Source organism: Bacillus sp. AFS037270 (assembly GCF_002585305.1).
Genome location: NZ_NUNF01000070.1, coordinates 1 through 26,537 on the forward strand (window position 1 = coordinate 1; position 26,537 = coordinate 26,537).

24 protein-coding genes and 1 pseudogene are annotated in these 26,537 nt (G+C 37.8%); 18 read left to right on the top strand and 7 right to left on the bottom strand.

Features of this window, described 5'->3' with window-relative positions; all coding sequences use genetic code 11:
- The first annotated feature begins 53 nt into the window (after positions 1-53).
- Both COD92_RS26815 and poxB read left to right on the top strand, forming a co-directional pair.
- A complete protein-coding gene (locus COD92_RS26815) occupies positions 54-272 on the top strand; it encodes a hypothetical protein (protein WP_098533631.1) in 219 nt (72 codons plus the stop codon).
- A gap of 375 nt (positions 273-647) precedes the next feature.
- Positions 648-2,375: a ubiquinone-dependent pyruvate dehydrogenase gene (gene poxB, locus COD92_RS26820; RefSeq protein WP_098533629.1), complete on the top strand. Its 1,728-nt coding sequence runs from the start codon at positions 648-650 to the stop codon at positions 2,373-2,375.
- Positions 2,376-2,684: 309 nt separating this feature from the next.
- On the opposite strand, the gene COD92_RS26825 is transcribed toward poxB, so the two are convergent.
- Positions 2,685-3,536 carry a hypothetical protein gene (locus COD92_RS26825; RefSeq protein ID WP_255286853.1) on the bottom strand — a complete coding sequence of 284 codons (852 nt, stop codon included), beginning with the start codon at positions 3,534-3,536 and terminating at the stop codon, positions 2,685-2,687.
- A gap of 473 nt (positions 3,537-4,009) precedes the next feature.
- Here COD92_RS26825 and COD92_RS26830 point away from each other — a divergent pair, with 473 nt between their 5' ends.
- Positions 4,010-5,584: an FMN-binding glutamate synthase family protein gene (locus COD92_RS26830; RefSeq protein ID WP_098533627.1), complete on the top strand. Its 1,575-nt coding sequence runs from the start codon at positions 4,010-4,012 to the stop codon at positions 5,582-5,584.
- A 332-nt stretch (positions 5,585-5,916) separates the two neighbouring features.
- The gene (locus tag COD92_RS26835; protein WP_098533625.1) at positions 5,917-7,185 is read left to right on the top strand and encodes an efflux RND transporter periplasmic adaptor subunit; all 1,269 of its coding nucleotides are present in this window, start codon (positions 5,917-5,919) and stop codon (positions 7,183-7,185) included.
- Positions 7,186-7,506: 321 nt separating this feature from the next.
- Here the strand turns inward: COD92_RS26835 and COD92_RS26840 are convergent, their stop codons facing one another.
- The 4 genes from COD92_RS26840 to COD92_RS26860 all read right to left on the bottom strand — a co-directional run bounded on the left by COD92_RS26840 (position 7,507) and on the right by COD92_RS26860 (position 9,820).
- The gene (locus COD92_RS26840) at positions 7,507-7,773 is read right to left on the bottom strand and encodes a tyrosine-type recombinase/integrase (protein WP_369689378.1); all 267 of its coding nucleotides are present in this window, start codon (positions 7,771-7,773) and stop codon (positions 7,507-7,509) included.
- Positions 7,774-7,897: 124 nt separating this feature from the next.
- On the bottom strand, positions 7,898-8,080 hold the full coding sequence (locus tag COD92_RS26845; protein ID WP_098533621.1) for a hypothetical protein: 183 nt from the start codon (positions 8,078-8,080) through the stop codon (positions 7,898-7,900).
- A 102-nt stretch (positions 8,081-8,182) separates the two neighbouring features.
- Complete coding sequence (locus COD92_RS26850; RefSeq protein WP_255286852.1) at positions 8,183-8,488, bottom strand: helix-turn-helix domain-containing protein; 306 nt, start codon at positions 8,486-8,488, stop codon at positions 8,183-8,185.
- Between the two features lie 711 nt (positions 8,489-9,199).
- A complete protein-coding gene (locus COD92_RS26860) occupies positions 9,200-9,820 on the bottom strand; it encodes an NAD(P)-dependent oxidoreductase (RefSeq protein ID WP_098533619.1) in 621 nt (206 codons plus the stop codon).
- Between the two features lie 663 nt (positions 9,821-10,483).
- Here COD92_RS26860 and COD92_RS26870 point away from each other — a divergent pair.
- From COD92_RS26870 to COD92_RS26880, 3 genes are all read left to right on the top strand, one after another.
- On the top strand, positions 10,484-11,245 hold the full coding sequence (locus COD92_RS26870) for an SDR family oxidoreductase (protein ID WP_098533615.1): 762 nt from the start codon (positions 10,484-10,486) through the stop codon (positions 11,243-11,245).
- A 137-nt stretch (positions 11,246-11,382) separates the two neighbouring features.
- Positions 11,383-11,919: a sugar O-acetyltransferase gene (locus COD92_RS26875; RefSeq protein WP_098533613.1), complete on the top strand. Its 537-nt coding sequence runs from the start codon at positions 11,383-11,385 to the stop codon at positions 11,917-11,919.
- 154 nt (positions 11,920-12,073) lie between these two features.
- Positions 12,074-12,580 (top strand): hypothetical protein, encoded by a 507-nt coding sequence (locus tag COD92_RS26880; RefSeq protein ID WP_098533611.1) that lies wholly within the window; start codon positions 12,074-12,076, stop codon positions 12,578-12,580.
- Positions 12,581-12,881: 301 nt separating this feature from the next.
- On the opposite strand, the gene COD92_RS26885 is transcribed toward COD92_RS26880, so the two are convergent.
- Positions 12,882-14,090: a multidrug efflux MFS transporter gene (locus COD92_RS26885; RefSeq protein ID WP_098533609.1), complete on the bottom strand. Its 1,209-nt coding sequence runs from the start codon at positions 14,088-14,090 to the stop codon at positions 12,882-12,884.
- Positions 14,091-14,233: 143 nt separating this feature from the next.
- On the opposite strand from COD92_RS26885, the gene COD92_RS26890 reads away from it, so the two are divergent.
- The 11 genes from COD92_RS26890 (at position 14,234) to COD92_RS26940 (ending at position 25,803) form a co-directional block, all read left to right on the top strand.
- Positions 14,234-15,115, top strand: a complete 882-nt coding sequence (locus tag COD92_RS26890) for a LysR family transcriptional regulator (RefSeq protein WP_098533607.1) — start codon at positions 14,234-14,236, stop codon at positions 15,113-15,115.
- 369 nt (positions 15,116-15,484) lie between these two features.
- Positions 15,485-15,808 carry a thioredoxin family protein gene (locus tag COD92_RS26895; protein WP_098533605.1) on the top strand — a complete coding sequence of 108 codons (324 nt, stop codon included), beginning with the start codon at positions 15,485-15,487 and terminating at the stop codon, positions 15,806-15,808.
- A 220-nt stretch (positions 15,809-16,028) separates the two neighbouring features.
- Positions 16,029-16,319 (top strand): hypothetical protein, encoded by a 291-nt coding sequence (locus tag COD92_RS26900; RefSeq protein ID WP_098533603.1) that lies wholly within the window; start codon positions 16,029-16,031, stop codon positions 16,317-16,319.
- A 648-nt stretch (positions 16,320-16,967) separates the two neighbouring features.
- Positions 16,968-17,792 (top strand): STAS domain-containing protein, encoded by an 825-nt coding sequence (locus COD92_RS26905; RefSeq protein ID WP_176541467.1) that lies wholly within the window; start codon positions 16,968-16,970, stop codon positions 17,790-17,792.
- 524 nt (positions 17,793-18,316) lie between these two features.
- Positions 18,317-18,646 (top strand): DUF1904 family protein, encoded by a 330-nt coding sequence (locus tag COD92_RS26910; RefSeq protein ID WP_098533599.1) that lies wholly within the window; start codon positions 18,317-18,319, stop codon positions 18,644-18,646.
- A 135-nt stretch (positions 18,647-18,781) separates the two neighbouring features.
- Positions 18,782-18,961 (top strand): H-type small acid-soluble spore protein, encoded by a 180-nt coding sequence (locus COD92_RS26915; RefSeq protein WP_098533597.1) that lies wholly within the window; start codon positions 18,782-18,784, stop codon positions 18,959-18,961.
- A gap of 271 nt (positions 18,962-19,232) precedes the next feature.
- On the top strand, positions 19,233-20,003 hold the full coding sequence (locus tag COD92_RS26920; RefSeq protein ID WP_098533595.1) for a cyclase family protein: 771 nt from the start codon (positions 19,233-19,235) through the stop codon (positions 20,001-20,003).
- Between the two features lie 212 nt (positions 20,004-20,215).
- Complete coding sequence (locus COD92_RS26925) at positions 20,216-21,916, top strand: M6 family metalloprotease domain-containing protein (protein WP_098996676.1); 1,701 nt, start codon at positions 20,216-20,218, stop codon at positions 21,914-21,916.
- A 144-nt stretch (positions 21,917-22,060) separates the two neighbouring features.
- Entirely contained in the window at positions 22,061-22,951 is an 891-nt protein-coding gene (locus COD92_RS26930) for an NAD(P)-dependent oxidoreductase (protein WP_098533591.1), read from the top strand.
- Positions 22,952-23,307: 356 nt separating this feature from the next.
- Entirely contained in the window at positions 23,308-24,003 is a 696-nt protein-coding gene (locus COD92_RS26935; protein ID WP_098533590.1) for a hypothetical protein, read from the top strand.
- Positions 24,004-24,456: 453 nt separating this feature from the next.
- Positions 24,457-25,803 (top strand): FAD-dependent oxidoreductase, encoded by a 1,347-nt coding sequence (locus tag COD92_RS26940; RefSeq protein ID WP_098533588.1) that lies wholly within the window; start codon positions 24,457-24,459, stop codon positions 25,801-25,803.
- A gap of 225 nt (positions 25,804-26,028) precedes the next feature.
- Here COD92_RS26940 and COD92_RS26945 read toward each other — a convergent pair.
- Positions 26,029-26,157: pseudogene (locus COD92_RS26945) on the bottom strand (winged helix-turn-helix domain-containing protein); the annotation flags it as partial.
- Positions 26,158-26,537 lie beyond the last annotated feature (380 nt).

The window sequence follows — 26,537 nt, forward strand, 5'->3', positions numbered from 1 at the left end:
TTGTCCGAAGGCGACCTTTGAAAAATATAGTTTGATAACAGGAGGCGGACTATTTGAGTTACTATAATTACGATTATAAAAAGAAAGATAAAAAAGACGGGGACAAATTAATAACCATTCGAGATATAGATGAAAATGCATTATTAGAAGTCGAAAGAAAGGGCGATGAAGTTAAGTTAGTTATTTATTGGCAAAATCAAAAAACAGTCGGTTTTAAATTACCGATAGAAGTTTTTGAAAATCTTTATAAAGATATTGCTGAAAATGACTAGAACAATGAGTAAATATATTTTACATATTTTTCAATTGGTATGGTCGAAGATTATAATAAAACAAACCAGACTTAGAAAAAGTTTTCTAAGTTTTTTTGGTGTACATATTTTTTTAGGTAGCATAGAGTTGTGGATAAGTTGTAAATTTTAGTTGATTATTTTATGAAAAGCGGCTGATCGTCAATGAAGTAGGATGGGAGTAATTGATTTTTGAACTGGGCGTTTTATAAGTGGACAAAAGAAGCGAGCCCATTGATTCAAACTCTGTCGAGATAACAACAGAACAATCACGACATTCCTTTGATCCCGAATAAAACCCAATAACAAGGAAAAATTATAAAAAATACCAAGTGAAAATAACGAAGGAGAAATAATATGAAGAGAACCATTGCGGATTCACTGGTGGAAGCCTTGTTAAATGCAGGGGTGAAAAGGGTTTATGGTATTATCGGAGATTCACTGAACGCAGTCATCGATTCTATCCGGCGTTCAGAAAAAATTGAATGGATTCATGTCCGCCATGAAGAGGTGGCAGCATTCGCAGCCGGTGCCGATGCAGATATGACCGGAAGCATTGCGGTGTGCGCCGGAAGCAGTGGTCCTGGCAATATGCACCTCATCAATGGATTGTACGACTGTCACCGCAACCGGGTCCCTGTGCTTGCGATTGCAGCACACATTCCAAGCTACGAAATCGGCACCAATTTTTTTCAGGAAACACGTCCCGATCATCTATTTAAGGACTGCAGCTACTACTGCGAGGTTGTGACGTCCGCTCACCAAATGCCCCGCTCCGTACTAGTCGCCATGCAGAATGCCGTTTCACGCAAAGGTGTGTCCGTTCTTGTTCTGCCCGGGGACGTCGCTGGCTATGAAGCAGACGATACCCCCGTACCTGAACATGTCCTTCATGTGACGCAGCCGGTCATACATCCTTCGGAAACGGAGTTAAAGAAGCTGGCAGACTACTTAAACAGCGGTGAACGCATCACACTGCTGTGCGGTGCCGGCTGTGCAGGGGCTCACACGCAGCTCATGAAGCTTTGCGAAAAACTGCAATCACCGATGGTCATTGCATTAAGAGGGAAAGAACATCTGGAGTATGATAATCCTTACTATGTCGGTTTAACAGGCCTGATCGGTTATTCATCAGGCTATCATGCGGTTAAGGACTGCGATGTACTGCTGATGCTTGGTACTGATTTTCCTTACAGGCAATTCTATCCAAAAGAGGCCACTATTTTGCAGGTCGATATAGAGCCAGGACATCTCGGCCGCCGAACGGACCTCACCTACGGGCTGTGCGGGGATGTGAAAGCAACGATTGAGGCACTGCTGCCTTATCTGACAGAGTCACATGATGGAAGCCATCTGAACAAATTTACCGACCACTATCGAAAGATTCGCGATGATTTGGACGAACTCGCAACCGGAAAACCAGGCCGCGAACCAATCCATCCTCAATATCTAACGAAAGCCGTCAGTGATTTGGCAAGTGAGAACGCGGTTTTTACGTGTGATGTCGGAACCCCGACACTTTGGGCCGCTCGTTATCTGCAAATGAACGGACAAAGGCGGTTATTGGGCTCTTTTAATCATGGAACGATGGCAAATGCCCTGCCACAGGCCATTGGAGCACAGCTTGCCCAGCCAGGCCGCCAGGTCATCTCCCTTTCTGGAGATGGAGGGCTTGCCATGCTGATGGGCGATCTTCTCACACTTAGACAGCATAAATTGCCCGTAAAGGTAGTGGTATTCAACAACGGTGCACTCAGTTTCGTCGAGCTTGAAATGAAAGCACAGGGATTCTTGGAAACAGGTACGTCTCTTGATAACCCCAACTTTGCCGATGTCGCCAAAGCGGTAGGCATGGAAGGAATTCGCGTGGAGGACCCAGCTGAACTGGAGGAAGCGATTCAGCGTGCTCTCCAACATGACGGACCCGTGCTGCTTGATGTGGTTGTGAACCGCCAGGAATTGGCTTTTCCACCAAAAATCACATTTGAACAGGCGCATGGTTTTAGCCTTTGGATGATGAAAGCGGTACTGAACGGGCATGGTAACGAGCTTATTGATCTTGCCAAAACGAACTTTTTCCGCTAATAAACCAAAATTACTGAAAGTATTGAAGAGAAAAATACTGTTATGACAAACAAAGCTCCTAACCGATTTTTTAAATAAGCAGTGGATGAAATATGTGCATCTTTTCATAAAGTGACTGTATTTTTGCAGGGGGAGATCGTAATCCATTTTCCCCAAATGTGGTTTTGCTTGAAAAGGTGCACTATAATCCCTGCATAGTTTGCCTCAGAAGCCTGCTGCTGAAGAATGAGTTTGATCAATTATAATCATTTGAACCTGTTATTAGTTGTCAGTGTGGATTTATATGCCACCTTTTCCCCCATATGAAGTTTATGAATTCAACCAATCCCACTCCATTTTTTCACCATTAAACTCAAAACAAATCGGTTTTATTTGAATCACTCCGGTTTCGCGCTTTTCATTTAACCTCTCCTCATAACACTGACAAAATTTCTCTTTTAAGATAGCAGAGAAGTAAGCAATCGGTTTTTTTATAGAGCTTGTAAATTTTAGTTTTCGAATTAACTGCTTGAAGGATTGAATAGCAAGGTTAACGACTAGATCCATTTCATGGTCAAGTTCATAGCCATAGGCAATGATTTGGGCCATATGCCAATATTCTTCAATCACCTTTGCATCTGGAAAGAAGCATTTAACGATTTCCACGAAAGGCTGTGGAACACGGTTGCTCACATACGTGTAATCCAATTTAGACGGTGCCTCATTACGTTTATTTATCTTTTGATCTTTTTCAGTTTTTAAAAGATTAATAGTTTCTTTAGGGAGGCTCATAGTTTCTTGTTTGGGTGGTTCACATGCAGGAAAACGATTAAATACATAGAGATTGCTGGACTGAGAACCATTGCTTCTTTCGGTTTCAAAGACAGTGAAAATTCCAATTTTCTTCCCTTTAAGAATCATCCGTTTAAAAGTCGACCGTGAAAGGATGTTATCTTTATATGGTTGATTAATCGCTTTTAAGATGGTTCCAATTTTGGCATTACAAAGACCAGGGATCTTTGCAGAGAACCGTACTAATCTTTTTAACCCAATTAATTCACCCTTTGTAAAATCCTCCTTATGATCGAGCAGCCACATTTCCATATGGCGGTTAAACTCCTCTAAATTTTTAAATTGCGAATACTGCTCGAATCCCTCGATATTGCCAGATTTTAAATTCATATTACCTGAGCCACCTTATCCCATTGATCTTGGCCAGTTAACGGGGGTAATCCACATTTCTGGCATTTCTAAGATATCTTTTATGGCTAAGGAATTCGAATCGCAAAAAATCGAATTTGAGGCCATTTTTTAGGCCTAAAGCCCACTTTTAGCTATCAAATTAATAATTTGAAGCCGTTTTTTGCAATTTGGCTCATTTTTTTATCAATTTTATTTTGCTAGCTTCGACTTCTAGGAGGTCCCGCCAATTGAATACATGCTGGAGTCCTTATATACAAAGATCAAGCAATACCTGATCTTTTTTTCATATTAATAAAGAGACTGATTTTATGAAAATACAATTCGGAGATAAATATCAGGCAATATAAAGGAAGGTTCTAAATAAACATAATAGTAATGAAAAAATAGCCGCCCAGAATCAAAACTGCAGATCTTGTCACCATATTAGTTTCAGAAAAGGTGGGATTGCTTGGATGGTTTGGACTATTTTTATCTTCCTATTGATTGTGTTTATTGTAGGACCCATTGCCTTACTTTTGTGGTTACATATTTTAGCAAAGAAACCCCAGCATTCAATTATCAGAGCACACCCTTATTTGGGATGGATGCGGTACTTGTTAGAAAAGATTGGACCGGAATTCAGACAATATTGGTTTGATGATGACAATAGTGGCAAACCATTTTCACGTACAGATTTTTTAGGGATTGTATTTTCTGCTAAATATCGAAGTGACCTTTTAAGCTTTGGTTCCAAACGTGACTTTGAGAAGCAAGGGTTTTATATTGCGAATGGTTTGTTTCCCCTATTAAATGAAGAATTAAGAGTTGACAACCAAGAAAAAGTCCACTCAATGAAATATAAAATTGATAATGAAGGATTGTTTACTCGTCACGAACAGCTTGAAAAGGACCAAACAACACGTTGGCTTTACCATGAGGAAGAGACCATAATCGTTGGCAGTGATCGGAAATTTCCATGGAGACTTCGAGGTCCATTTGGTGCCTCTGCCACATCCTATGGAGCAGTCGGCGAAAACTATATCCTTTCAACAGGTCAAGGGAGCCGTATGGCAGGCGGTTCATGGATTAATACAGGGGAGGGCGGAGTTGCACCAGAGCATTTAGAAAGTGGCGTAGATGTGGTCGCTCAAATTGGCCCTGGTTTATTTGGTTTTCGCGATGATGAGGGGAATTTTTCTATTGATGAATTTAAGTGTAAAGCCCAAGAACCGAATATAAAAGCATTTGAGCTTAAATTCGGCCAAGGAGCAAAAATCCGTGGCGGACATCTGGAGGGGTCGAAGGTTACAACGAAGGTAGCAACTATTCGTAAGGTTCCAGTGGGGCAGACCATTAATTCACCCAATCGCTTTCCATTTTTGCATAATGCGCTTGAAACGTTGGAGTTTATCAAAATGCTGCAAGATGAAGGTGGAAAACCTGTCGGAATCAAAATTGTCGTTGGATATCCATCCAGCTTGGATGAATTTTTCGAGGCCATGAATCATCTTAAGATTTATCCGGACTTTATTACGGTTGATGGCGGAGAAGGTGGAACAGGCGCCACTTACAAATCAATGGCAGATACAATGGGGCTTCCTTTATATCCTGCTTTAATTGCCGTTATTGATAAAGCCTTTCAGTTTGGTATACGAAATAAGCTGAGAATTTTTGCATCAGGAAAGTTAATTTCAGCCGATAAAATTGCCATTGCCCTTGCAATCGGTGCAGATGCCGTGAACTCTGCAAGAGGATTTATGATTGCTAACGGCTGTATTATGGCTCTTCAATGCCATACTGGTAAATGTCCTACGGGCGTAACGACCACTGATCCAAAATATCAAGAAGCACTTGTGCCAGAGGAAAAAAAATGGCGAGTCATGAACTATATCATTAATGTACGTCATGGTTTGTTTGCTTTAGCTGCGGCTTGTGGCATTGATAGCCCCCGTAAATTCACACGTGATCACATTGTATTTAAAGATGTCGATGGTAAAATAATAAAGTTATCAGAACTGTTTCCAATTCCTGATTCTTCGGCGGAATGATTCAAAAGAACTTTATCGTTTGATAGAAAATGAACGGGGATAACGTTGATGATTTGACAAAAATGCCTGGTGGGTTCGTTTCCCACGCAGTCCGGCCCATTCAGTAATATCTAAGATTCTAACGAATTCCTATTGTACGTAGACCAGAGTGCACTCGGTCTTTTTTTTTGGCCAGTGCCTTAAAAGTGCCATTTACGAAATTGTTCCTTAATCTTAATGAATTTTCTAAAATATCCCTTGAAACTTACTTGTAAAAAATAGACAATATAGGAGTAATTGTTTTATAGTTTATTGCAAAATTCGCTATTAATCTATATAGAAAGGGTAGGGTTATGGAAACAGCAAAGAGATTTGGTACAGAAAATGAACAAGCACATACCCCGCGTCAGAAGAAATTGATTTTACTTGGGATCCTTGTTCTTATACTCATTTTTGTTATGTTAAGTTTAGCAATCATTGAATTTAATAAAAGGGATTTAAAGAAGTTAGTATTTATTAATCCAACAGAAAAAACATTTATTAGAACAAAAACAGTGTCGGCTCGTGTTGTACAAAGTCATACTGAAACGATTTATGTAAATGCATCAAAAGGATCTATAAAAGAGATTTTTGTAAAAGAAGGGGAAACTGTATCTAAAGGACAACAGCTCTTTTCTTATGAAGGCTCAGCATTAAAGGCAGAACTAGGACAAGCAGAAATAAATAAACAATTAGCAGAAACGAGTGTTAATCAGCTGAAAGAGCAAATCACTTCGTTAGAAATGGATTTACTGGAAGCTGAGTCTACTACGACACCTGGTACAACTGACGCAACCAATACCACCGTTACAACCAATCTAACTGATGTGGGTGATTCAGATAATATAGCTGATCAATCAATACTGTCACTTAATGCTGAACTAAATACAGCAAAAGCTGACTCCCGTGCAGCAGAATTAAAGGTAGAAAAATATACGTTGGAGGCTGAAAAGCTCAAAGCCGAGCTCGATTCATTAATTGTCTCTAGCAACACTGCAGGTGTGATAGTTAACCTGAACAAAAATGTTGGGCAAGGTTTCCAAGCAAAAGAAAATCAGCAAATAGCAATCATGGAAATCGCGTCTAATGATCCGTTTAAAATTGAAGGTAGGCTAACAGAAGCAGAAAAAGCTAAAATTACACCAGGCCAACCTATAATAGTCACTTCTAATGTAGTTGCCAATAAGATTTGGAACGGGAAAATAACGGAGGTAAGTGATTATCCTACATATAAAGAACCTGTTAATAAGGATAAAGATTCACAACAAGAACCGATTCCATACTATTCTTTTAAAGCAAGTCTTGATTCACAAAAAGGACTATATCCTGGCTACTCTACCTCACTGGACGTTGTTCTGCAGTCAAAACAATTGTTAGCAGTTCCTGAAACGAGTATCATAAGGATTGGAAAATCGACGTACGTATTTGTACAAAAGAAAGGAATTCTTCATAAACAAAAGGTAGAAATTGGTCAAAAAAGAGGTCAATGGGTTGCGATACTTAAGGGGTTAAAAGATGAAGACAAAGTAGGAGTAAATCCATCCTTGATTGTTCACCTTGGTACATTAATTAACCTAAATTAAGCAAAAATCTGGACCATTACGAAATAAATGATAATACCGGGAGTTTTTTATGAGGTAATACGTGTCTTGATTTTAAATAATAAATTACAAGATAACACTCTAACTCAAGAAATCTTGATAATTAATCAGAGCACATTAAGATATTTGGAAAAACTAGGCCAGCTGTCTTCAAAACTACTTGAGACCTGCGTGCCAGTTCTGGATTCCCACGCAGTCCAGCCAACCCTTGAAATATAAGGGATTTAATGAAGTTAATTAGGGGAATGTTAGTACAGTATAAAGTGAAAAAAACCGCCTTTGGTCACAAATTGGTCACGACAATTATAAATTAATATATTCTTTACTTAGTTGCTCAAGTAGTTGGGCAGCTTCTTTTTGCATATTCGGTAAAACATGAGTAGATGTGTCCATTGTGTTTCCAATTGTTGAATGCCCCAATCTCTCGGAAACCACTTTAGGATGTACACCCTGTTGTAACAACAAGGTGGCATGTGTATGCCTCAAATCATGGAAGCTTATATAAGGCACTCCACTTTTGTCGGCCATCTCACTATAATTTTCCTTGCCATTTCGGTTGGTGATGACGATTTATCTTTCTGTGAAAATATTATTCGACAAAATTCAACGAAAATGACCAGACCCCCAGGCCCGGTCATTTTTCACTTGGGTATTGACGTTTCAAATTAGCGCACAATTTTTCAACATCGGGGTGTTACAATTTGATATCTTTAGTATTAACGTCGCTATTCTCAATAAACTCCACGACTTCGAGCAGTCGTTTAATTGCATCCCCCCTTTCCGCAGCTTCATTCGCCAGCAGCTCCCCAGCTAAATTCAGGACCTCCGACTTAATTCGTGATATCGACAATTTCGCATCCAGCAACTCATTCAGCATAGCGCAATACCTCCATTTTTAGAACTTCAATATATATATGTAATTACGCTACATTGAGTTCATTCTTCCTCTACATTTTGAATATAAATCGTACGCTTGCATTCACTCCTTTTCTTCCAGATTCTTGTTTTGTTCCTTGTAGTAAGCCCGTGGGCTAATGCCATATAAGTTTTTAAAGCGGCGAAAAAAATTAGTGTAATCGGAAAAACCACACTGAATAGCTGTCTGTTGTGCAGGTACTCCAATATTGAGCAAGCGCTGTGCATGTTGTAATCTTTTTTGAAGAAGATAGCGATAAGGAGGACATCCCACAAGACGTGTATAATCCCGTGTGATCTGATAGCGGCTTACATAAAACTCTTTTTCCAATAATTCTAAGGTGATAGACTCCGCATAGTGTTGTTCCATATAATCTAATCGAGTTTGCATCAATTTGTGAAGAATATGCAAAACAGCTAAAAAAAGAAGGAATTGACCTCTACTACCATGCACATAACATGGAATTTGCCCGTTATAACGGACATTTTATGCTTGATTTAATGCGCCTGGCGTTTAGTTGATAAAGCTTTATGGAGTATGGGGGATCAAATAAAGGCTAATATTTAGAAGTGAAACTACTATTGGAAAATCAGCAGGTAAATAGTAGTAGGTACCGTTATAGTGGGGTTTTAACATGTGGTGTAGGTGCAATTGTAGTAGCGGTAGCAGTTGGCAATAACAGGGGTATAATCTTGTTTCGGGCTAAATACAAATAATGAAAGCCAATCAATATACATCATTGGTTGTATCTTTTTAAAAGTCTCATAAACAAAAACGAGTCATAATAAATCTAACGGGGGGTTCCCTCTGAGAGGCGAAAGTGGAAAGAACCATCATTGTATATTTTCCAGCAAGTAAAAAAGCATCGGTTTTTTAGCATCGATGCTTTTCCAATATGTTTATAAAATGACTAGCTTTTTTTGCCCTCTTATTATTCTGAACTTTGTACAAGGGATTATTTTTCAATCCGACCTAAGGGTGTTTTTCTAGCCTTCCGTGTTTAACCATAATGATGTAAGAAACTGCAACTCATTATCTTTTGCAACAAAGAGGTTATATGAAAGTAGTGTAGGAATATTTTTAGTAGGAGATCCCTACACGTGATTTTATATACTCGCTTGCTTTTATCTGTTTAAATGTAAATTCAGCTGTATCCGGTACGGATATTTCAGCTCCACCCTCCGGCAAAAAATTTCGGTCTATTCGATATTTGCCTACCCTTTCTCCATCCGGCAAATACGTAGGACAGACAATCGTCCAATCGAGGGTTGATTGTTTGAGCATATCGTAAACCTTATGATGTTCTTTCGCTGCACGGGTAGACCTCTGCCTTGATTCACCTGATTGATAACGCAGTGAATTTGGCATCGTTCTACTTTGAAGAATACCCGCCGTTCCTATCGTTATGATTCGTTTTATACCTTCGTTTTCCATTGCATCGATCATAAGTGGCATACTTTCTGATAGAGTGGTTGTGCCATCCGTATTTAGTGCACTAATCACAACATCAATCCCACGCATGGCACGTACGATATCACCTTTATTTAAAACATTCCCTTGAATAATGGTTAAATTTTTATTATTTATTTGAATCTTCTCTGGAGTACGAACTAATACCGTAACATGATGTCTGTCATGAAGGGCATAAGTCATTAGTTGTCTTCCAACTCGTCCCGTTGCACCTAAAATTAAAATATTCATATGAAAGAGGCTCCTTTTGTCGTTATTGTATTTTACTATAAAAGTTATTGTATTGTCTTGTTCAACGAAGGGGGCAGCATTCCTGTAAAAAAAGGAATCTTTTTCCTTTTTCTATCGTATAAAGGATAACATAATGATGTCTTGGGAGGTGTATAGATGGATTAAGGATAATGGAGTTTAGCTCTTTTACTGGAATCGCACTTAGTAAGATTGGAGGGAGATGTACTCTCATGCACCAGATAAAACTCATGATTAAAGTGTTTCTAAATGAACCTTTGTGGTTCAAAATCCTTATTTCTATAACTTTACTTGCTTCCATTGTTTTAAGCAGTTCATTTTTTTCAAATCATGCTTATTTACGAAGTGGTTCCAAATTAGCAGCGGCTATCTTCTTTTGTGCTTACGCTATTAAATTTAGGAAGAATTTTAAAACGGCTTTACTCTTTTATACTTGTTCTGTAGGATGTATTTTCCTATCCATTAGGTTATTATTCTAGTTTTAGTATAGAAAAGATGAAAATTAATAGACTTTCTATAACGGGGGCGATGGTTCAATAAGTGCAGTCGCTTTCCTTGTTCCGATAGGTGGTTTAGTTGAATAATGACCCCAGCTTCTGAATATTAAAATAGAAGGAAATCCAATAAAACCGGGAGTGTTGTACCTTGAATTTACTGGTCACTGGTTCGTCAGGACAACTAGGTTCCACTTTGCTTAAGCAGCTAAACAGTTCTGATTATCAAGTTAAACTAACTTCAAGAAAAAAACCCGAGGGAATCGAACATTTCGAGTGGGTTTATAGCGATTTATTGACTGATGAAGGCATAGAAGAAGCAATTAAAGATGTAGATGTCATCATTCACGCAGCAACTAGTCCAATTAAAAATTCCAAAATCGTGGAGGTTTCAGGGTTTAAGGAGTTTATAGGGAAATTGCATCACATAAAACATTTTATTTATCCGTCCATTGTTGGGATCGATGAAATACCATTTAAATATTATCAACAAAAATATGAAGCAGAAAATTTGTTGAAAAATAGTTCCATTCCTCATACCATTGTCCGTGCCACCCAATTCCACCATTTTGTAGAAAAGATTTTTATATCTAAACCTCTATTTAAAAGATATATTGTTCCAGGAAACGTTCCATTTCAAAGTGTGGATGTTAGTGATTTTGCCAATCATCTAATTGGTTTAGTGGAAAAAGATCCACAAGGAAGAGCGGATGATTTTGCTGGTCCAGATATTATGACTTTAAGAGAAATGGCTGAACTGAAAATCAGCATAAATAATGAACCAAATAAAGTTTTAAGCATTTCTTTACCAGGAAAACTGTACAAATCTTTCTCTGATGGGAAAAATACTAATCCTATACGAAAAATGGGGAACATTACATTCGAGGAATATCTACTTAATAAGATGGTTTAAAGATATTGTAAGGGCAGGTTGCGAGGCAACCTTTTTTTATTCCCTTAAAGTATGTGAATCACTTCACTTCAACTAACTGGCAGGTTACTTGAAGAAAATGTGGTATTTTATAAATAACTGAAGAAAGGAGACTAGATATGGAGGATAAAGAAAAAATCTACTACGAACGAGGTACGGATGAACTAAGGTTGAAAAATATCATTGCCCATAAACTTGTTCAAGAGTTTAACAATTGTCCAATCGAAGATTTAGAAAGAAAAGATGAAATTATAAGGGAATTATTCGGAGGTGTCGGAGTAAATCCGAGTATTGAGCATAATTTCCACTGTGACTTAGGATACAACATCCACATTGGAGACAACTTCTATGCTGGATATAACTGTACGATATTAGATATGGCAGAAGTAAGGATTGGTGACAACTGTATGATTGGTCCTAATGTTGGACTATACACTGCGGGTCATTCAATTGAACCTAAAGATAGAAACAAGAGTGGTTATGCAATTCCAATAACAATAGAAAATGATGTGTGGATTGGTGGCAGTAGTGTTATCTTACCTGGAATCACTATTGGTAATAATTCAATTATTGCTGCTGGTTCTGTTGTTACGAAAGATGTACCTACTAATTCAATAGTGGCAGGAAATCCAGCGAAGATATTGAAAAGTATATAAAGTTCTCATGTTCCCAGAAAGATTGTGAAATATTGTACTTAAATTAACGGGTGCGATGCTTTAACAAGGCATCGCTTTTCTTGTTCAGCTAACGGGGAGTTTAAGAAGGAGTGGACTTAATATATGTAGAATAAGTAGTAAAGGAGTGAAGAAATTGATAAAGAAAGGTAAAGGAAGGATTAACGAGATTATTTATAATAACACCGTTTACTATAAAGGAAAGTATAGACATTACCCAACAATTTCGGATTTAAATCATATATTAGATGAAATTATTGGTTCTGTTTCAACAACTAATTACATTCGGATTACACCTTTTTATATAAATGAACGATTGGATATGCAAATCGAGTTTGAGGAATTTACATTTTATCTTGAATGTAGAGATTGGTTTGATGAAAAGATTCAAGAGACGCACATCCTTGAATGCCTTAATCCTATTGATAAACAAAGAACACTTAATAATTTGAGATTAGGGGCAATACTATATCCTTTATGTAAAAATAACGATGTCGTTTCTTTTCAGAAGGCACTTAAAAAATATAAAGAATCTTTATGGGAAATCCTACCGAAGATGATGGAAATCGCAACATCAGAAATGGATTTGAAAGAAATGGATTTGCCTTTTGGATATTTTTGCTTTGAAATTCATAGTGAATAATGGTTGAACAACACACTGCTTCTTAAGCTAACGGGGGCGTTAGTAAAACAACCTTAATTTTCACCCAAGCCAAAATATGCATTATTTTATTCATTCCATGCATATTTTGGCTTTTTAGGGCTATTTATGTTTTTGAATCTCCTAATAACAAAAGGGATAGTATATTTAGCATGCTTTTGAGTTCAGTATAGATACCTGCATTTTGTTGGCGGTACCCCGTTAACCAATGTCTAAGCCAAGGGTTTAACATGATTAAATAAAGAACAAAAAGTAGAAACACGCTGAAATCTCAGTGTGCTTCTTAATGACTATGTGACATGGTCCTTCTTCTAATACCAATATGATTAATACTGTAAACCCATAATGCATTTAGCAGTAATAAAGCACTTGTAGTGAAGAACACATAATGTATGCCAAAGAATGCTGCCATTTGCCCGCCTAATACAGATCCTCCGAGAGTACCAATATACTGTGCAGATTGATTATACCCGAAAATACGGCCAACAATTTCATCTGGTGCACTTTTTCGGACAAGGTTGTTAATGGATGGTAATAATCCAGCAGTCGCAAGTCCAAGACAGAAGCGCAGTCCCATGAGTTCCCATGGTGTTTTTACAAATGCTTGAGGAATAAAGATAATTCCTGCAACAATAAGTGCTCCAATCAATATTTTTCTTGAACCAATCCGGTCAGCAAGCTTACCTAATCGTGGAGCAGCGATTACATTGGCTAAACCGGCAGCAGCCACCACCATTCCTGCCATCATAGATAAATGGGCTGCATGTGGTGATAATTCTTTTACATAAACAGTAATTAATGGCTGAATGGACATATTGGCAATTTGCAAAATAAATGTGCTAGCAAACAATGAAATTAGCAATCTCGTATCAGGAACTCGCTTCCAAACTTGGCTAAAGGCTAACGGTGTTTTATGAACAGGTGTAAATTCTTCTTTTACCAAAAATAGCACGGCAAAGAAGCCGATTAACAATAACCCGCTTGTTACAACAAAACAGCTTCGAATTCCAGAGAATTCTGTAATAAACCCCCCCATCAAAGGACCTAGAAGTCCGCCACTGACGGAGCCTGTTGAAAGAGTACCGAGTGCCCAGCCTGAATTTTTCTTCGGTGTTTGTGTTGCAACTAATGTAACCGATGCAGAAATGTAACCGGAAACGGCACCCATTAACATCCGTAATGCGAGCAATTCATATACGTTTTGTACAAATGCCATCATAAATACGACAATGGCCATTCCAAGGCTTGCACGGAGTAACATTAGTTTTCTGCCCTTTTTATCTGCAAGTTTTCCCCATATAGGCGAAACAATGGCTGAGATTAAAAAGGTTGAACCAAAAATCAATCCAGACCATTTTTCAATATCTGAAGTTGCGTGTACTCCTAGCTGGTCTATATATAAAGGTAGCATAGGGGATATTTGACTCATCCCAGCGGCCGTGACAAATGAACCGAACCAACAAACAAATAAATTTCTTTTCCAATTCTCCATATAAGCACCTTTCTTATTATTTAGAATTTATTTCGACTTCCAAAATAATTTATATCCTTAATCATACTCCAAATAATTGATAACGACTAATATATATATTACTATTTGCTTATAGGTTAAGGACTATCAATAGAGGTGGACAAATGGATTTCTTACAATTAAGGTATTTTCAAACCGTTGCCGATTTTGAACATATGACAAGGGCTGCCAAAGAGCTTACGATTGCACAACCATCACTAAGCCAAACTATTTCTCGTTTAGAGGAAGAGCTGGGTTTTTCCCTTTTTGATCGAGAGGGAAGGAATATTAAACTAAATCAATTTGGGAAAATTTTTTTAAAAGGAGTAGATAGGGCTTTTTCTGAATTAGAATCTGCCAAGCTTGAGATGGCGGAACTCGCAGGAGAGAGCAGGAATCAAATTTCACTCTCGGTCATGCATATCCCATTATTGCCGAATATTATTAGTCAATTTCGAAAGACATATCCATTCGTCAATTTTCAAGTAAGTATGCATTCTCCTTTGCGACTTGTGGAACAATTGGAAAAAGGGGAAATCGATTTATGTGTTACTTACTTTCCTATTGAGAAAGAAGGAATCACCTGGATTAATCTTATGGAGGATGAAGTATTCATCGTAGTCCCAGATACCCATCATTTGGCTAGGAGAGATAGCATTCAGTTAAAGGAAGTGGCAGATGAACAATTTATTCACAGAGAGCCGACAAATCCCTTCAGAATGCTAACAGATGGTTTTTGTGAAAAAGCAGGATTCACACCGAAAATCGCCTTTGAACTCGAAGAACCGGGTTCCATTCATAACTATGTAGAGGAGGGATTGGGTGTATCCTTTTTAACCGAGCATACCCTTCGCTATTCACACTATGAAAAAATTGTTCCATTGCACATTGAACAGCCTGTCTGTACAAGAACGATAGGAATGGCATGGAAAACGGAGCGGTATACTTCAAGGGTCGTTAGGGAATTCCGGGAATTTATGATTGGGTATTTTAAGGAATTAAGCTAAATGAAGCATGGGGATTTTAGGAAATATGTTTGGGTTTGCTATATTTAACAACTCCAGATCAGTTCTTAGGGATGATTGCCTATCAACGACCTCCATCACTATTTTGTTTCTAAGTCATGTAGCCGTATAAAGGCAAATTAAATCAGGAAATTCCCAGCTGAAAAAGAAGCAAAAGCAAGGATGGAGTAAAACAATCAAAGAAATCCATTTATTTCGGGTGTGGAAGATGCATGGGGATTAATTGAAGAGAACGAAACTGAAGAAGAACTGTAACTCGTAATTCTAATCAATCAAATAAATTGAAAAAAAGGTAAAACGACTTTACACTAATATTATAGTAAAAACATGAATTTGATAGGAGGGATTAAAATGGAGGCGATTACTAACGTTGAAACATTTGATCAAGTCATTTCGCAAACTCAACCAGTTATCGTTAAGTTTTTTGCTGGTTGGTGCCCGGATTGCACGCGAATGAACATGTTCATTGATGAGGTAATTAAGGATTATCCTCAATATGAATGGTACGAAATCAATCGTGACGATATTCCGGAGGTAGCTGAAAAATATTCTGTCATGGGCATCCCAAGTTTGCTTATCTTCCAAAACGGAGAAAAACTTGCTCATTTACATAGCGCGAATGCCAAATCTCCAGCACAAGTTAGAGAGTTTTTGGACGAACAGAATCAAAAATAACATTGATACGACCAGAAATCTCTGGTCGCTTTTTGTATTTTATTATGGTTTGATCGGATAGAGGTAAACATATACTTCTTGTTGACTATGGCCGAGATAATCAGAAGGAAAAACATAATTAATAGCATATTAATCAACAAACTGACCATACATATTATTGTTCATATAAAAATTACAGTCCTAATAACCAACCTTCTTTGTTTGTATATTAAAAAATAAATTGGAAAAGAGTCAAAAGGAGTTAATTGGTCGCACAGATAAATTAGAAAAAGGTCAAGAAGAATTAATTTCAGGTCATAAGCAATTAACGATTCAAATGGAAAATGTTGAGAAGGGTCAGCAAGAGATAAAAGATATTGTTAAACACACTGCTACTCTCATGACTGAAAATTTCACAACCATCAGAAGAGACATGAGAACATTGGCATTTGATGTTAATTCAGATGTAGAACTTTTATTTAAAGAAATGGCAAAAGTAAAGAGAAAAGTCAATAAACTGGAACAGAAATAAGCAATTATGATATAACTCTTTGACACCCCGCCAAAGAGTTATTTATTGCTAATAAAACTAGCAACGATCAAGTTGATTGCCTTTTGCTTCTTCTTGTCGGTTCTTCTTTTTTATTTGATTTAGATTTATTTGATTTAGACACTATAAAAACTAGTAGCAAGCCTGCATTAAACATAAGAGCCCATACAAGTGCAAATTTATTACCACTAAAATAGATTCCTACTCATAGGATTTTTCATATAGTTCAGAATGAATTTGCAGTTGAAATAAACAGCTCCTACGACCAAAAGCTTAAAAACTAGTTTTACCAGAACATTTCCACTTTCTTTTTCTTATTTGAGGAAAGGAACCTGAAAAGCTTGGGCACTCCCGCGAGCCCTCTTCATCTTCTTTACACTTTTTCCCTTTTTAATTCTTGCCTAGTACTATACTCTTTTTCTTTATATTCTTCATCATAAACAGTTTCTACTTGTTGGTCTGGCTTTGAATTAAAATCCAATGCCTATTCACCTCTAGTATTTTTTAATAATCATGTAGCTATAGCTTATTTCGATAAAATAGTAATTTCTAAGCTCTATTTTACTAGAACAACTTACGGGATATTATAAGGTATAATAACAATAGATGGGAAGAAGGAGGTTATACGAAATGAGATTAGATAAAATAGCTGCCTATTTCACGGACAATTCTTCTTTAGTGGCATTACAAATTGTTGAAGGTGTTCTTCATAGGATGAATTTAGTGATTTCCGAAAAAGAAAAGCAACAGGCAATTGTCATGTACATAAAATTTTTTCAATACTTAGGGAAGTCAATTTTGGAGGATAAAGAGGATGTTCCTGAGGATCTTCTAGTATGGAGTAAACAAAACGCAGAACATCAAGTCACTTCAGGAGGGAAAATATCCGAGATTGCGGTTAGGTATCCGCCCACTAGAGCAGTCTTTGCTGATCTTATCACCAAATTAAGTGACGACTTTGCCATTTCATTAAAGGAATGGACAACTATTATTACAAGGTTTAATTCAATGCTTGATATAAGCTTAAACGAAACCATTTTAGCATTTGAACAGCTTTCAGAAAAATACAAGGAAAAGACGAAGAAAGAATTGGCGGAACGGTCGGCGCCTGTCGTTTTGATTCAGGAGGCTGTTGCCGTGTTGCCATTAGTTGGTGAAATAGATTCTTATAGAGCAAGTTATATTGTAGAAAGGATAGTTCCTTCAATCTCCGATCTGCAATTACAATATATTATTATTGACTATTCTGGCATTTTACATCTGAATCAAGAAATTGCAAGATATTTGAAAGAGATTGGAGATATTCTAGTTTTGTTAGGTATAGATGTTATTGTTACCGGGCTGCGTCCTGAACTAGCCATGACTGTTGTGAATAGTGGAATGGACATGTCTTCCTATAAAACATTTATCCATGTCAAACGTGCGTTAGATTGGATTAATTCTAAAATAGATTAGTACCCAAATGATTAGGATTACTTTTGCAAATCTAATCGCAGCTGTCTGTCCATTATCTCAAAAAAATAATCCACCCTTGAGTTCGCTGCTCAGGTGGATTACTCCTTCCTAGTCGGCAACCCCTAGGCGAACCGTTATTCTAGCCCGGACATGTTGCTACAAGTCTGGTCTTTTTTAATTTATTAATAATAAGTTCTATTTTTCCTAATTTCTATACGGAAGTTAGGGATCATTTAGATCCAATTTAATAAACTCATCAGCCGTTTCTTCTGATTAGATTTTTAGTAAAGAAAAAAATGAATAAGAGTGGGTTTGAAAGAAGTAAATAGCAGAATTAGGAGTCTACAAGAAATTGTACCTTATTTTTAAAGCATGGAAAATGATTCAATAACCATAAGAAATTCGAGTGATCGATGTGATCCCGGTTCGTATAGTGTGGAAAATGCAAAAAATGCGGACATGATGTAGCTAGGGTGATTGATCAGAGAGCATCATACCTATAAAGACTTCTGGAGGAAAATAAAATGCCCCAATTAATATTTAAAGGAATTTCGGTCAATCAAGTGAAAAAAATCAGTACCCTGTTAGTAAAGGAACTAGCAGATCTTTGTGAATGTGAAACTGACAATTTCACGTTAGAAATTCCTCAATCAACATTTGTATTTAATGACAATGAAGTTCAGGGATTTCCATTTATTGAGGTGAAATGGTTTGAACGAGGCCAGGAATTACAAGATCAATTTGCCAAAATTATCACAAAGCACGTCCATTCAGTAAATATTACTGAAGTGGAAGTTGCCTTTAGTGTCTTTTTAGAGGCGGCCTATTATTTAAATGGAAAAAATTTCGCATAGGGCTATGGTATTCTCTATTACATAGTCATTTAGGATTTGTTATAAGACTTATTTTTCACCCCTTTTTAAGATGAATACAAAACAGGGATTAGACAAATACTGTTCCCTGAAAGGGCTGGAAGGGTGGTGAAGTTTTTGAAGGTACAAAGGGCACATGAAATTTTAAATGCTTCCGCTATGATCAACGTTACGTATAAGGATGTACCTGTTTTCATTGAAAATGTGGACAGAGGTCAAGAAATGGCGGTCATTCATCCTGTTGGAGAACCGGACAATAAACAAAGTATTCCAGTATCAGAATTAATAGAGCAATAAAATCGATAAAATTTAAAAAATGTAAAAGTACTATTTGAGACACCGCGCTTTTTGGTGTCTTTTATTTTTGCTTTTTTGATGTGTCTAATCCTCTCATAGTAAATATTAGGTCTTTATTTTAAGTGGTTGAATAGGGGTGGTGTTACAGAGAGAACTAGATTTTTCAGAAGAAAACCGGAATAGATTCTATGATTTGTTCGTAAATTTTAAAAAGTCCAATAACTCATAAAAGATGTTTACTCCCATGATCATTGAAAAAGGGGATTGAAAAATGAATCGAACGAATCTGCGTATCATTGATTTAAGTGTCCCGATGGACAACCAAGCCAAGGAGCCATTTCCTCCTGAAATCGTCTATGAAACACATGAACAGGGAGCCCAACAAGCGGCACAGGTTTTAGGCCTGAAACCAAGCGATTTTCCTGACAATGCAGCCTGGGCGGTCGAAACGGTTACGTTAACTACTCATACCGGAACGCATGTAGACGCACCTTGGCACTATGCGGCACATACAGCGGGACAACCTTCCAGAACCATTGATGAACTCCCTCTTGAATGGTTCTATGGTCATGGAGTCCTATTTGATTTTAGCGATAAGCCCCCCGGATATGAGATTGAGGTAGAAGACTTTGAAAAACAACTAGAGGAAATAGAGTATCAACTACAGCCATTTGATATTATCCTGGTAAGAACAGATGCTGATAAAAAGTATTATCAGGACAATTATGCGGCTGTTCATGCAGGTGTTTCGGCGGAAGCGACAAGATGGCTGATTCACAAGGGAATTAAGGTGATGGGAACGGACGGCTGGGGATGGGATATTCCCTTGTATAAACAAGCAGAGGATTATAAAAGGAACCCACGTGAAGGTGTTCTTTGGGCCGCGCATTATGTAGGAAAAGAAGCGGAGTATTGTCAAATTGAAAAACTAGCAAACTTAGAATTGCTTCCAAAAAGAACTGGTTTTACTGTTGCGGTTTTTCCTATTAAAATCAAAGGTGCCAGTGCTGGTTGGGCTAGGCCTGTGGCGATTTTTGTGTAAAGATGTAAGGCGGGGAAAAAACCCTGCCTTTTCAATTAACTATGAAGTTCAATCCGTAATCACAATAACAGGCGGTATGGTATCATCAACCCTTTGTTTCGACACAACTTCTTTTCATTCCTCAAAACTTCTCATTTTTCATCAAAGGGAAATTTAGCTTCTCTAAGGAATTAAGAGTACGTATTTCATTTTTTAAGCGGGGAGTTGGTAGGGTGCAAAAGAGATGGAAAATGAGCTTAATGGGCGGAATGGCTTCAGCTTTAATATTATCGGCTGCTGCAACTAATTCCGTTCCAAACGTTCAAGCCAAAAAGGAGAATGCGTCTATTCAATTTAATACGGCTTATGAGGGTGTTAAGCTGCCAGAAGAAGTGATTGCGGCCGCAAAAAAGAAGGGGATTGATGTAACCACACATCTTCCTGAACACTTGGTGAAGGGACCTCATGCACTTAATCCAAAAATGTCAGTAGGGACTCAACCGATATCTCCCGAACAAAAAGTCATTGCCCTTTCTTTAAAGTTCCCTGATGAAGTTCCGTCAAAAGTATCCTATGAACACATGCCTTTGGCTCAGTTAAACAATTTGTTGTTTGGAACGGAGTATAACCCTTATGAAATGAAACAATTCGAAAAATACGCCACATACAATGGCGTATCTGCACCAACGAATCGGACGCTAAAAAATTACTATAAAGAAGCCTCATATGGAAAGGTTAATGTTTCCGGGGAAGTCATCGAAGTTCAAATGCCACATCCATACAGCTATTATAAAATTGGTCAGGAAGTAGGAGTGGTCTCAAACGATTATGGTGACTACACGATGGCATTATTGGTGAATGATGCAGTTAAGGCAGCAGACGCCCAAGTAGATTTCTCACAATTTGCTGTAAATGGGGAAGTGCCAAATATTTTCCTCATTCACCCTGGAACCGGGGCGGAATGGAATTTAGACCCGGGCATAATTTGGTCTCATAAATGGGAAGTGAGCGAAGCCGCCTATTATAACGAATATGTGAACACGGGTGTGGAACCTGCTAATTGGGATTACGAAGCACATAAAATTACCGTTGATGGAGTGAAAGTCAACAGCTACGCCATTGAGCCGGAGGTCGGTGGAGACTTAACAGGTTATTTAGGAGCGGTAAGCGGACCATATCCGCCACAAGTTGGAGTGTACGCGCATGAATTTGGTCATGTTCTTGGTCTCCCAGATCTGTATGATTACGGCTATGATTCCGAAGCGATGGGTGCCTACACGATTATGGCTTCCGGCAGTTGGACCCGTTATCCAAACGCGGCACCATATTCCGGTAATTCACCGGTTCATTTTGATGCCTGGTCAAAAGTTTTTCTTGGTTTAGAGGGGGTTGATACTCTAACCACGGGACAAAAAACTTACACATTAAACCCTGCTTCGAGTGCGAAAGGGGCAGTAAAACTTGTGGTGCCAGGTTCGAATGGAAGTGAATATTTCTTACTTGAGAATCGCCAGCAGCAACCAGGTACGTTTGATTTAGGGCTTTCTCGTTATGGAAGTCATGGATTAGCCATTTATCATGTCGATGAAAACGTATTGTCACGAAATTTCTGGCGTCCAAATGAAGCTCAAAACTGGTTCCAATCCCGCAAACAGCAGGTAATTCAGGATCCTTCGACAGGTGAAACTCATTATGGGGTTGCCGTTATTCAAGCCGATAACCAATGGGATTTGGAAAGAAATCGCAACAGTGGGGACCCTGGTGATTTATTCACGACGGGTAAAGTATTCAGCCCAACCTCCACACCAAACTCTGGATCCTATTATTTTTCGAACGGTACAGGTACAGCCACCAATTACACAGGCATTTTTGTGAAAAATATGAAAGAAAATGCGGATGGCTCTATTACTTTTACAGCTGGATTTGAGAAATAAGAGTGGTTTGAATGATAAACCGGAAGCCTAATTTGGCTTCTGGTTATTTTTTGTGAAAGAAATTTAACTTTCCTAAAGGATATTAAGATGTGTCAGTTGAACTTTAAAGGGGACTTATTTTTTTACTAAAGGAGGGTCAGATTAATGAAAATTGGTTTTATCGGTTTAGGAACGATGGGGCTTCCAATGGCAAAGAATTTGCTGAAAAATGGTTATGAACTAACAGTTTTTAATCGTACCAAAGAGAAAATGGATCTTCTCAAAGAAGAAGGGGCCATCCTTGCTGGTTCTCCTAAGGAAGTTGCCTTAAAAAGTGATATTGTATTCACGATGCTTACTGCCGATGCGGCCGTAGAGGAAGTAGTACTTGGTGAAAATGGTATCGTTTACGGTGCCCATCCAGAATTGATCGTGATCGATTCCAGTACCATCTCACCATCAACAAGCAAAAAATTGGCCAAGGAACTTCGAGAGCGTGAAGTGGAAATGCTTGATGCTCCGGTTACAGGTAGTGAACCGCAAGCCATTGAGGGAATTCTTACCTTTATGGTAGGCGGTAATAAGGGGATTTTTGAAAAATGTATGCCTTTGTTTTTAGCGACAGGACAAGGTGCTTATTATATGGGTGAAAATGGGAAGGGATCCTATACGAAGTTAGCAAATAATATCATGTCTGCCATTAATCTAATATCGTTCACAGAAGCGGTTACAATGGCAACAAAAGCTGGCATTGATCCGGAAATCTTTGTTAAGGTCGTCAATGGCGGAGGAGCTAGAAGCGGCCAAGTCGACAATAAGGCACCCAAGATTTTAAACCGCGATTTTACACCACACTTTATGACGAAATTAATACATAAAGATCTTGGTTTAGCAGCGGATGTAGCAAAAGAGTTAGAAGTTTCAGCTCCTGTTCTCGCCATAGTTAAAGAAATCTTTCAAATGGCTAAAGCAAAAGGATATGGTTCAGAAGATATGAGTGCCGTCATTAAATGCTATGAAGAGTGGGCAGGGGTTACAGTTGAAAAAGTAAAATAAATTTCCGGATCCCAGGCGATCACGGATTGCTTGGGATTTTTAATATTAGTGATGGGCAAAAAACTGACTTGTGGACTTTGTTTATTTTTGGTAATACCAGTTTGCTAATATTATGACTAAACATCTTCATTCAATAGGTATCCCTGAATTGGAAGTTGCCTTGAGTGTATTTTTGGAGTCAGCCTAATACTATAATGTAAAAAGTTTTGCATAAATACCTTTGTTTTATGAAAAACAGCGTATTCATCGCGCTGTTTTTTGTGTTTTTATTCCTAATTGCAGAAATTATGAATAAAATAAATCCCATTATTCAACGAATTTTGTTGCGATCATTTAACTAAAGAAGGTGAATCACTATGTCGGCATTAAAAGGTTTTCTGCCCAGCACATCCGGTTTTAAATTTGGAAACAGCTTTCCACATGTTCCATTAAAGAAAATAAAAGTGTTGGGTCAGCAAATTCCACTGGGCGATGCATCCTATGGTCTTTGTGGCGGAATGATTTATGCTGTCATGGATTATTTTGAAGCAAAAATGCAGATTCCGTCCAATACGACAGCACCTTCCTCTGGCCCTTTGTTCGAATATATCGTTAATCGGCAGATTGAAAGCTTTCATTTGCCTTTAGGTCTTATGAAATATATGGTTTTGATGAATCCTTTCCTCTCGGATCACGAAACAAAGGCAAGTCATATAGGAGTTGCACCCCACGGCAGGGGATGGAGAATAATGAAAGAGGAATGGCCGATAATAAAAAATGATCTTGATAACGAAAAGCTATCACCGCTTGGTTTAGTCAGAGTAAAATCTCTTAATCCTTTTGAAATAAGAAGAAATCATCAAGTTCTTGCCTATGGGTATGACTTGAATGAAAACAATCTGTCCATTCAAATCTATGATCCTAATTTTCCAAACGATGATCAGGTAACTATATCCTTAAATATTGGAAAGTCTGAGTCCCCAACCAGCGTTTTTCATTCAAAATCATCTGATCCGATTTATAGTTTCTTTAGGACGGATTACAAGTTTAAAAGGCCGATAGTTTTGAACTAGATAGCAAGCGGATTTTTTAGTTAAGTGGACGTAATGAAGCCTGGTGAAGAAAATTATAATTGATCAGACTCGACAAACGGTAATTATGCTTTTGTTTTCCATGGTGATGGAAATCTCGTACTCTATAAAAGAAAGTGCCTTCCAGTCTTGCTATGATAGGCAGAACACCCTACATAAAAATTGTATAATTCCCAACATGCAAAAGCATCGGTTTTTAACACCGATGCTTTTCGATTTTGTTAGTAAACTGACAAGATATTTAGTTATAGCGGGTTTCTAGAGTATTGGGGACCTTTTATTACATAATTCCAATGTACCAATATTTAGGTGAAATTATGTAACGATTATTCTAATCTATTTGAACTAACAGCCTATAAATATCTTCCAATATCTTCTATGCGGAGAGTATACTATTTTTATTAAGCAATTAATATTGATAGGAGTTGCAATGATTTGTTACGAGGGGAAAATGCTGTTATTGTTGGCGGAGGTATATCTGGAAAATTGGCTGCACGTGTACTGTCTGATTTTTTCCAAGAGGTAATTATTTTAGAGCGTGATTCAGAACCACATGGACCTTTTCCAAGAAAAGGTGCACCACAAGGCGAGCATATCCATGCGCTCCTTTTTGCCGGTGCGAATGGTCTCGAAGAGCTGTTTCCTGGGATTACTGAGAAGTTTAACGAAAGTGGAGCTGTTAAAATCAATTCCACCCAAGACATTGCATGGTTTCACCATGGGGTTTGGAAACTCCGCTATGAAGGAGACTACACAACCATTCTTCAAACACGCCCACATCTAGAATGGCATATTGAACAATATATTAAAAGTATCCCAAACATAACCATTAAGTACAGTCAAAACGTTCAAAACTTTTTATATTTTGAAGAAGAAAATCGAATTACTGGAGTCGAAATAATCAATGGCAACGACTCCATAAGAACCATAAATGCAGACCTGATTGTAGATGCAAGCGGAGTAAACAGTCTTTCCTCAAGATGGCTAAACAAACGAGAAGTACATATTCCAGAGGAGACGGTTAAAATTGACTTAAGTTATTTTACAAAAACCCTTCAACTCCCTGACAACAAAAACAGGGACTGGTCCATTAAACTTGTGTATCCAACCCCTCCCTTTGAAAAAATTGGCGGAGGCATTTCGAAGGTAGAGGGAAATCGTTATTTAGTCACGTTTATGGGATATCATAACGAAATTAACGAAAAAGAAATACTGAAAAGTGACGACGGCTTTATAGAAATAGCAAAAAAGTTGCCAAAAATGGACATCTATCAAGAACTACAGGATGCAACTGCTTTATCCAGCACCTCTACCTTCCGTTTACCGAATATCACTTGGAGAAGATTTGATAAGTTGAATAATTTTCCAAACGGTCTTTTGATGATTGGGGATACGATATGTCGAATCGATCCTTTTTTTGGGCAAGGTATGAGTATTGCAATCCTAGAAGCGCTAGCATTAAAAAAATTGCTTACGAACCAAAAGCACTCAAATCAAAAAATGATTGAAACCTTTCATCAACAGGCTGTGAAAATCATTTCCCCTATTTGGAATATGGTAATAACAGAAGATTTTCGTTATCCGGCTACTATTGGGAAAAAGCCCACAGGTCTTTCTATTCAACAATGGTATGCGAAAAACATTTTTCATTTATCATCTGAGGATAAAGATATCTATAACTCTTTTATTAAAGTTATGCACCTTCTTCGCCCAACTTCCACCCTGATGCATCCAAGAATTATAAAAAGTGTGTTGAAGCGGACATTTACAAATAATCGTTAGTATTTTCTCTCTAGTAATATGATTGATAAAGAGGATTTTTAGATAAAAAGCTGCTGTTAATCTTCCCCCGAAAAGTTGGACAAAATATTAAGCTGCCTGCTCGGTGGTAAGAAGTCTGTATTCAACTGGATTCCTTCCACCGAGTTTTTACAAAACTATCTCTTTTGCAGTTTCCGTTGTACTTCTATAGTCATTCAAACTGCTAGCATTTTATGAGCAAGCTTATCCAAGGAAATCATAACCCCAAACCCGATCTAATATGATGGCTTTACTCATCACAATCCCGTGGTGCATGACCAAAAATTTGAGAAGCTCATATTCGGTTGGAGATAGTTCCAATATTCTTCCATTATAAAGGTCAAAAAGGAGATAGGTTATTTCCTTTGTTTTAGAGTATAATTGCAATTTTGAAAGATTAGATGGTCTATTTTTAGATCTTTTTAGGTGATGTAATTATATTTTATGTTTAAATGACTTTCTTACCAAAATATGGGTCTATTGTGATAGCTTTTGAAATATATTTTTTATCGGGTTATTTCATGTCCTACCTAACCATTATCGAATTACCAGTAAGTTATGGGTTTGTTGGATGATAAATGCCTAAACATTGTTATTCTCAGGAGGAATCACATGACTTTTACTCTAGGAACACAATTTATCCCAATTGCAAAACAATCCATTACAATGAACTCTAACTCGATCACTTCACTCACCAGTTCAAGCGGGGACCGATT

Bases quoted from the DNA above. Each gene is read 5' to 3' on its own strand.
- COD92_RS26860 (WP_098533619.1), bottom strand. From the start codon at position 9,820: ATGAATATTTTAATTTTAGGTGCAACGGGACGAGTTGGAAGACAACTA.
- COD92_RS26845 (WP_098533621.1), bottom strand. From the start codon at position 8,080: ATGCTGAATGAGTTGCTGGATGCGAAATTGTCGATATCACGAATTAAG.
- COD92_RS26825 (WP_255286853.1), bottom strand. From the start codon at position 3,536: ATGAATTTAAAATCTGGCAATATCGAGGGATTCGAGCAGTATTCGCAA.
- COD92_RS26930 (WP_098533591.1), top strand. From the start codon at position 22,061: ATGAAAATTGGTTTTATCGGTTTAGGAACGATGGGGCTTCCAATGGCA.
- COD92_RS26885 (WP_098533609.1), bottom strand. From the start codon at position 14,090: ATGGAGAATTGGAAAAGAAATTTATTTGTTTGTTGGTTCGGTTCATTT.
- COD92_RS26890 (WP_098533607.1), top strand. From the start codon at position 14,234: ATGGATTTCTTACAATTAAGGTATTTTCAAACCGTTGCCGATTTTGAA.
- COD92_RS26895 (WP_098533605.1), top strand. From the start codon at position 15,485: ATGGAGGCGATTACTAACGTTGAAACATTTGATCAAGTCATTTCGCAA.
- COD92_RS26830 (WP_098533627.1), top strand. From the start codon at position 4,010: ATGGTTTGGACTATTTTTATCTTCCTATTGATTGTGTTTATTGTAGGA.
- COD92_RS26920 (WP_098533595.1), top strand. From the start codon at position 19,233: ATGAATCGAACGAATCTGCGTATCATTGATTTAAGTGTCCCGATGGAC.
- COD92_RS26905 (WP_176541467.1), top strand. From the start codon at position 16,968: ATGAGATTAGATAAAATAGCTGCCTATTTCACGGACAATTCTTCTTTA.
- COD92_RS26875 (WP_098533613.1), top strand. From the start codon at position 11,383: ATGGAGGATAAAGAAAAAATCTACTACGAACGAGGTACGGATGAACTA.
- poxB (WP_098533629.1), top strand. From the start codon at position 648: ATGAAGAGAACCATTGCGGATTCACTGGTGGAAGCCTTGTTAAATGCA.
- COD92_RS26850 (WP_255286852.1), bottom strand. From the start codon at position 8,488: ATGGAACAACACTATGCGGAGTCTATCACCTTAGAATTATTGGAAAAA.
- COD92_RS26935 (WP_098533590.1), top strand. From the start codon at position 23,308: ATGTCGGCATTAAAAGGTTTTCTGCCCAGCACATCCGGTTTTAAATTT.
- COD92_RS26835 (WP_098533625.1), top strand. From the start codon at position 5,917: ATGGAAACAGCAAAGAGATTTGGTACAGAAAATGAACAAGCACATACC.
- COD92_RS26910 (WP_098533599.1), top strand. From the start codon at position 18,317: ATGCCCCAATTAATATTTAAAGGAATTTCGGTCAATCAAGTGAAAAAA.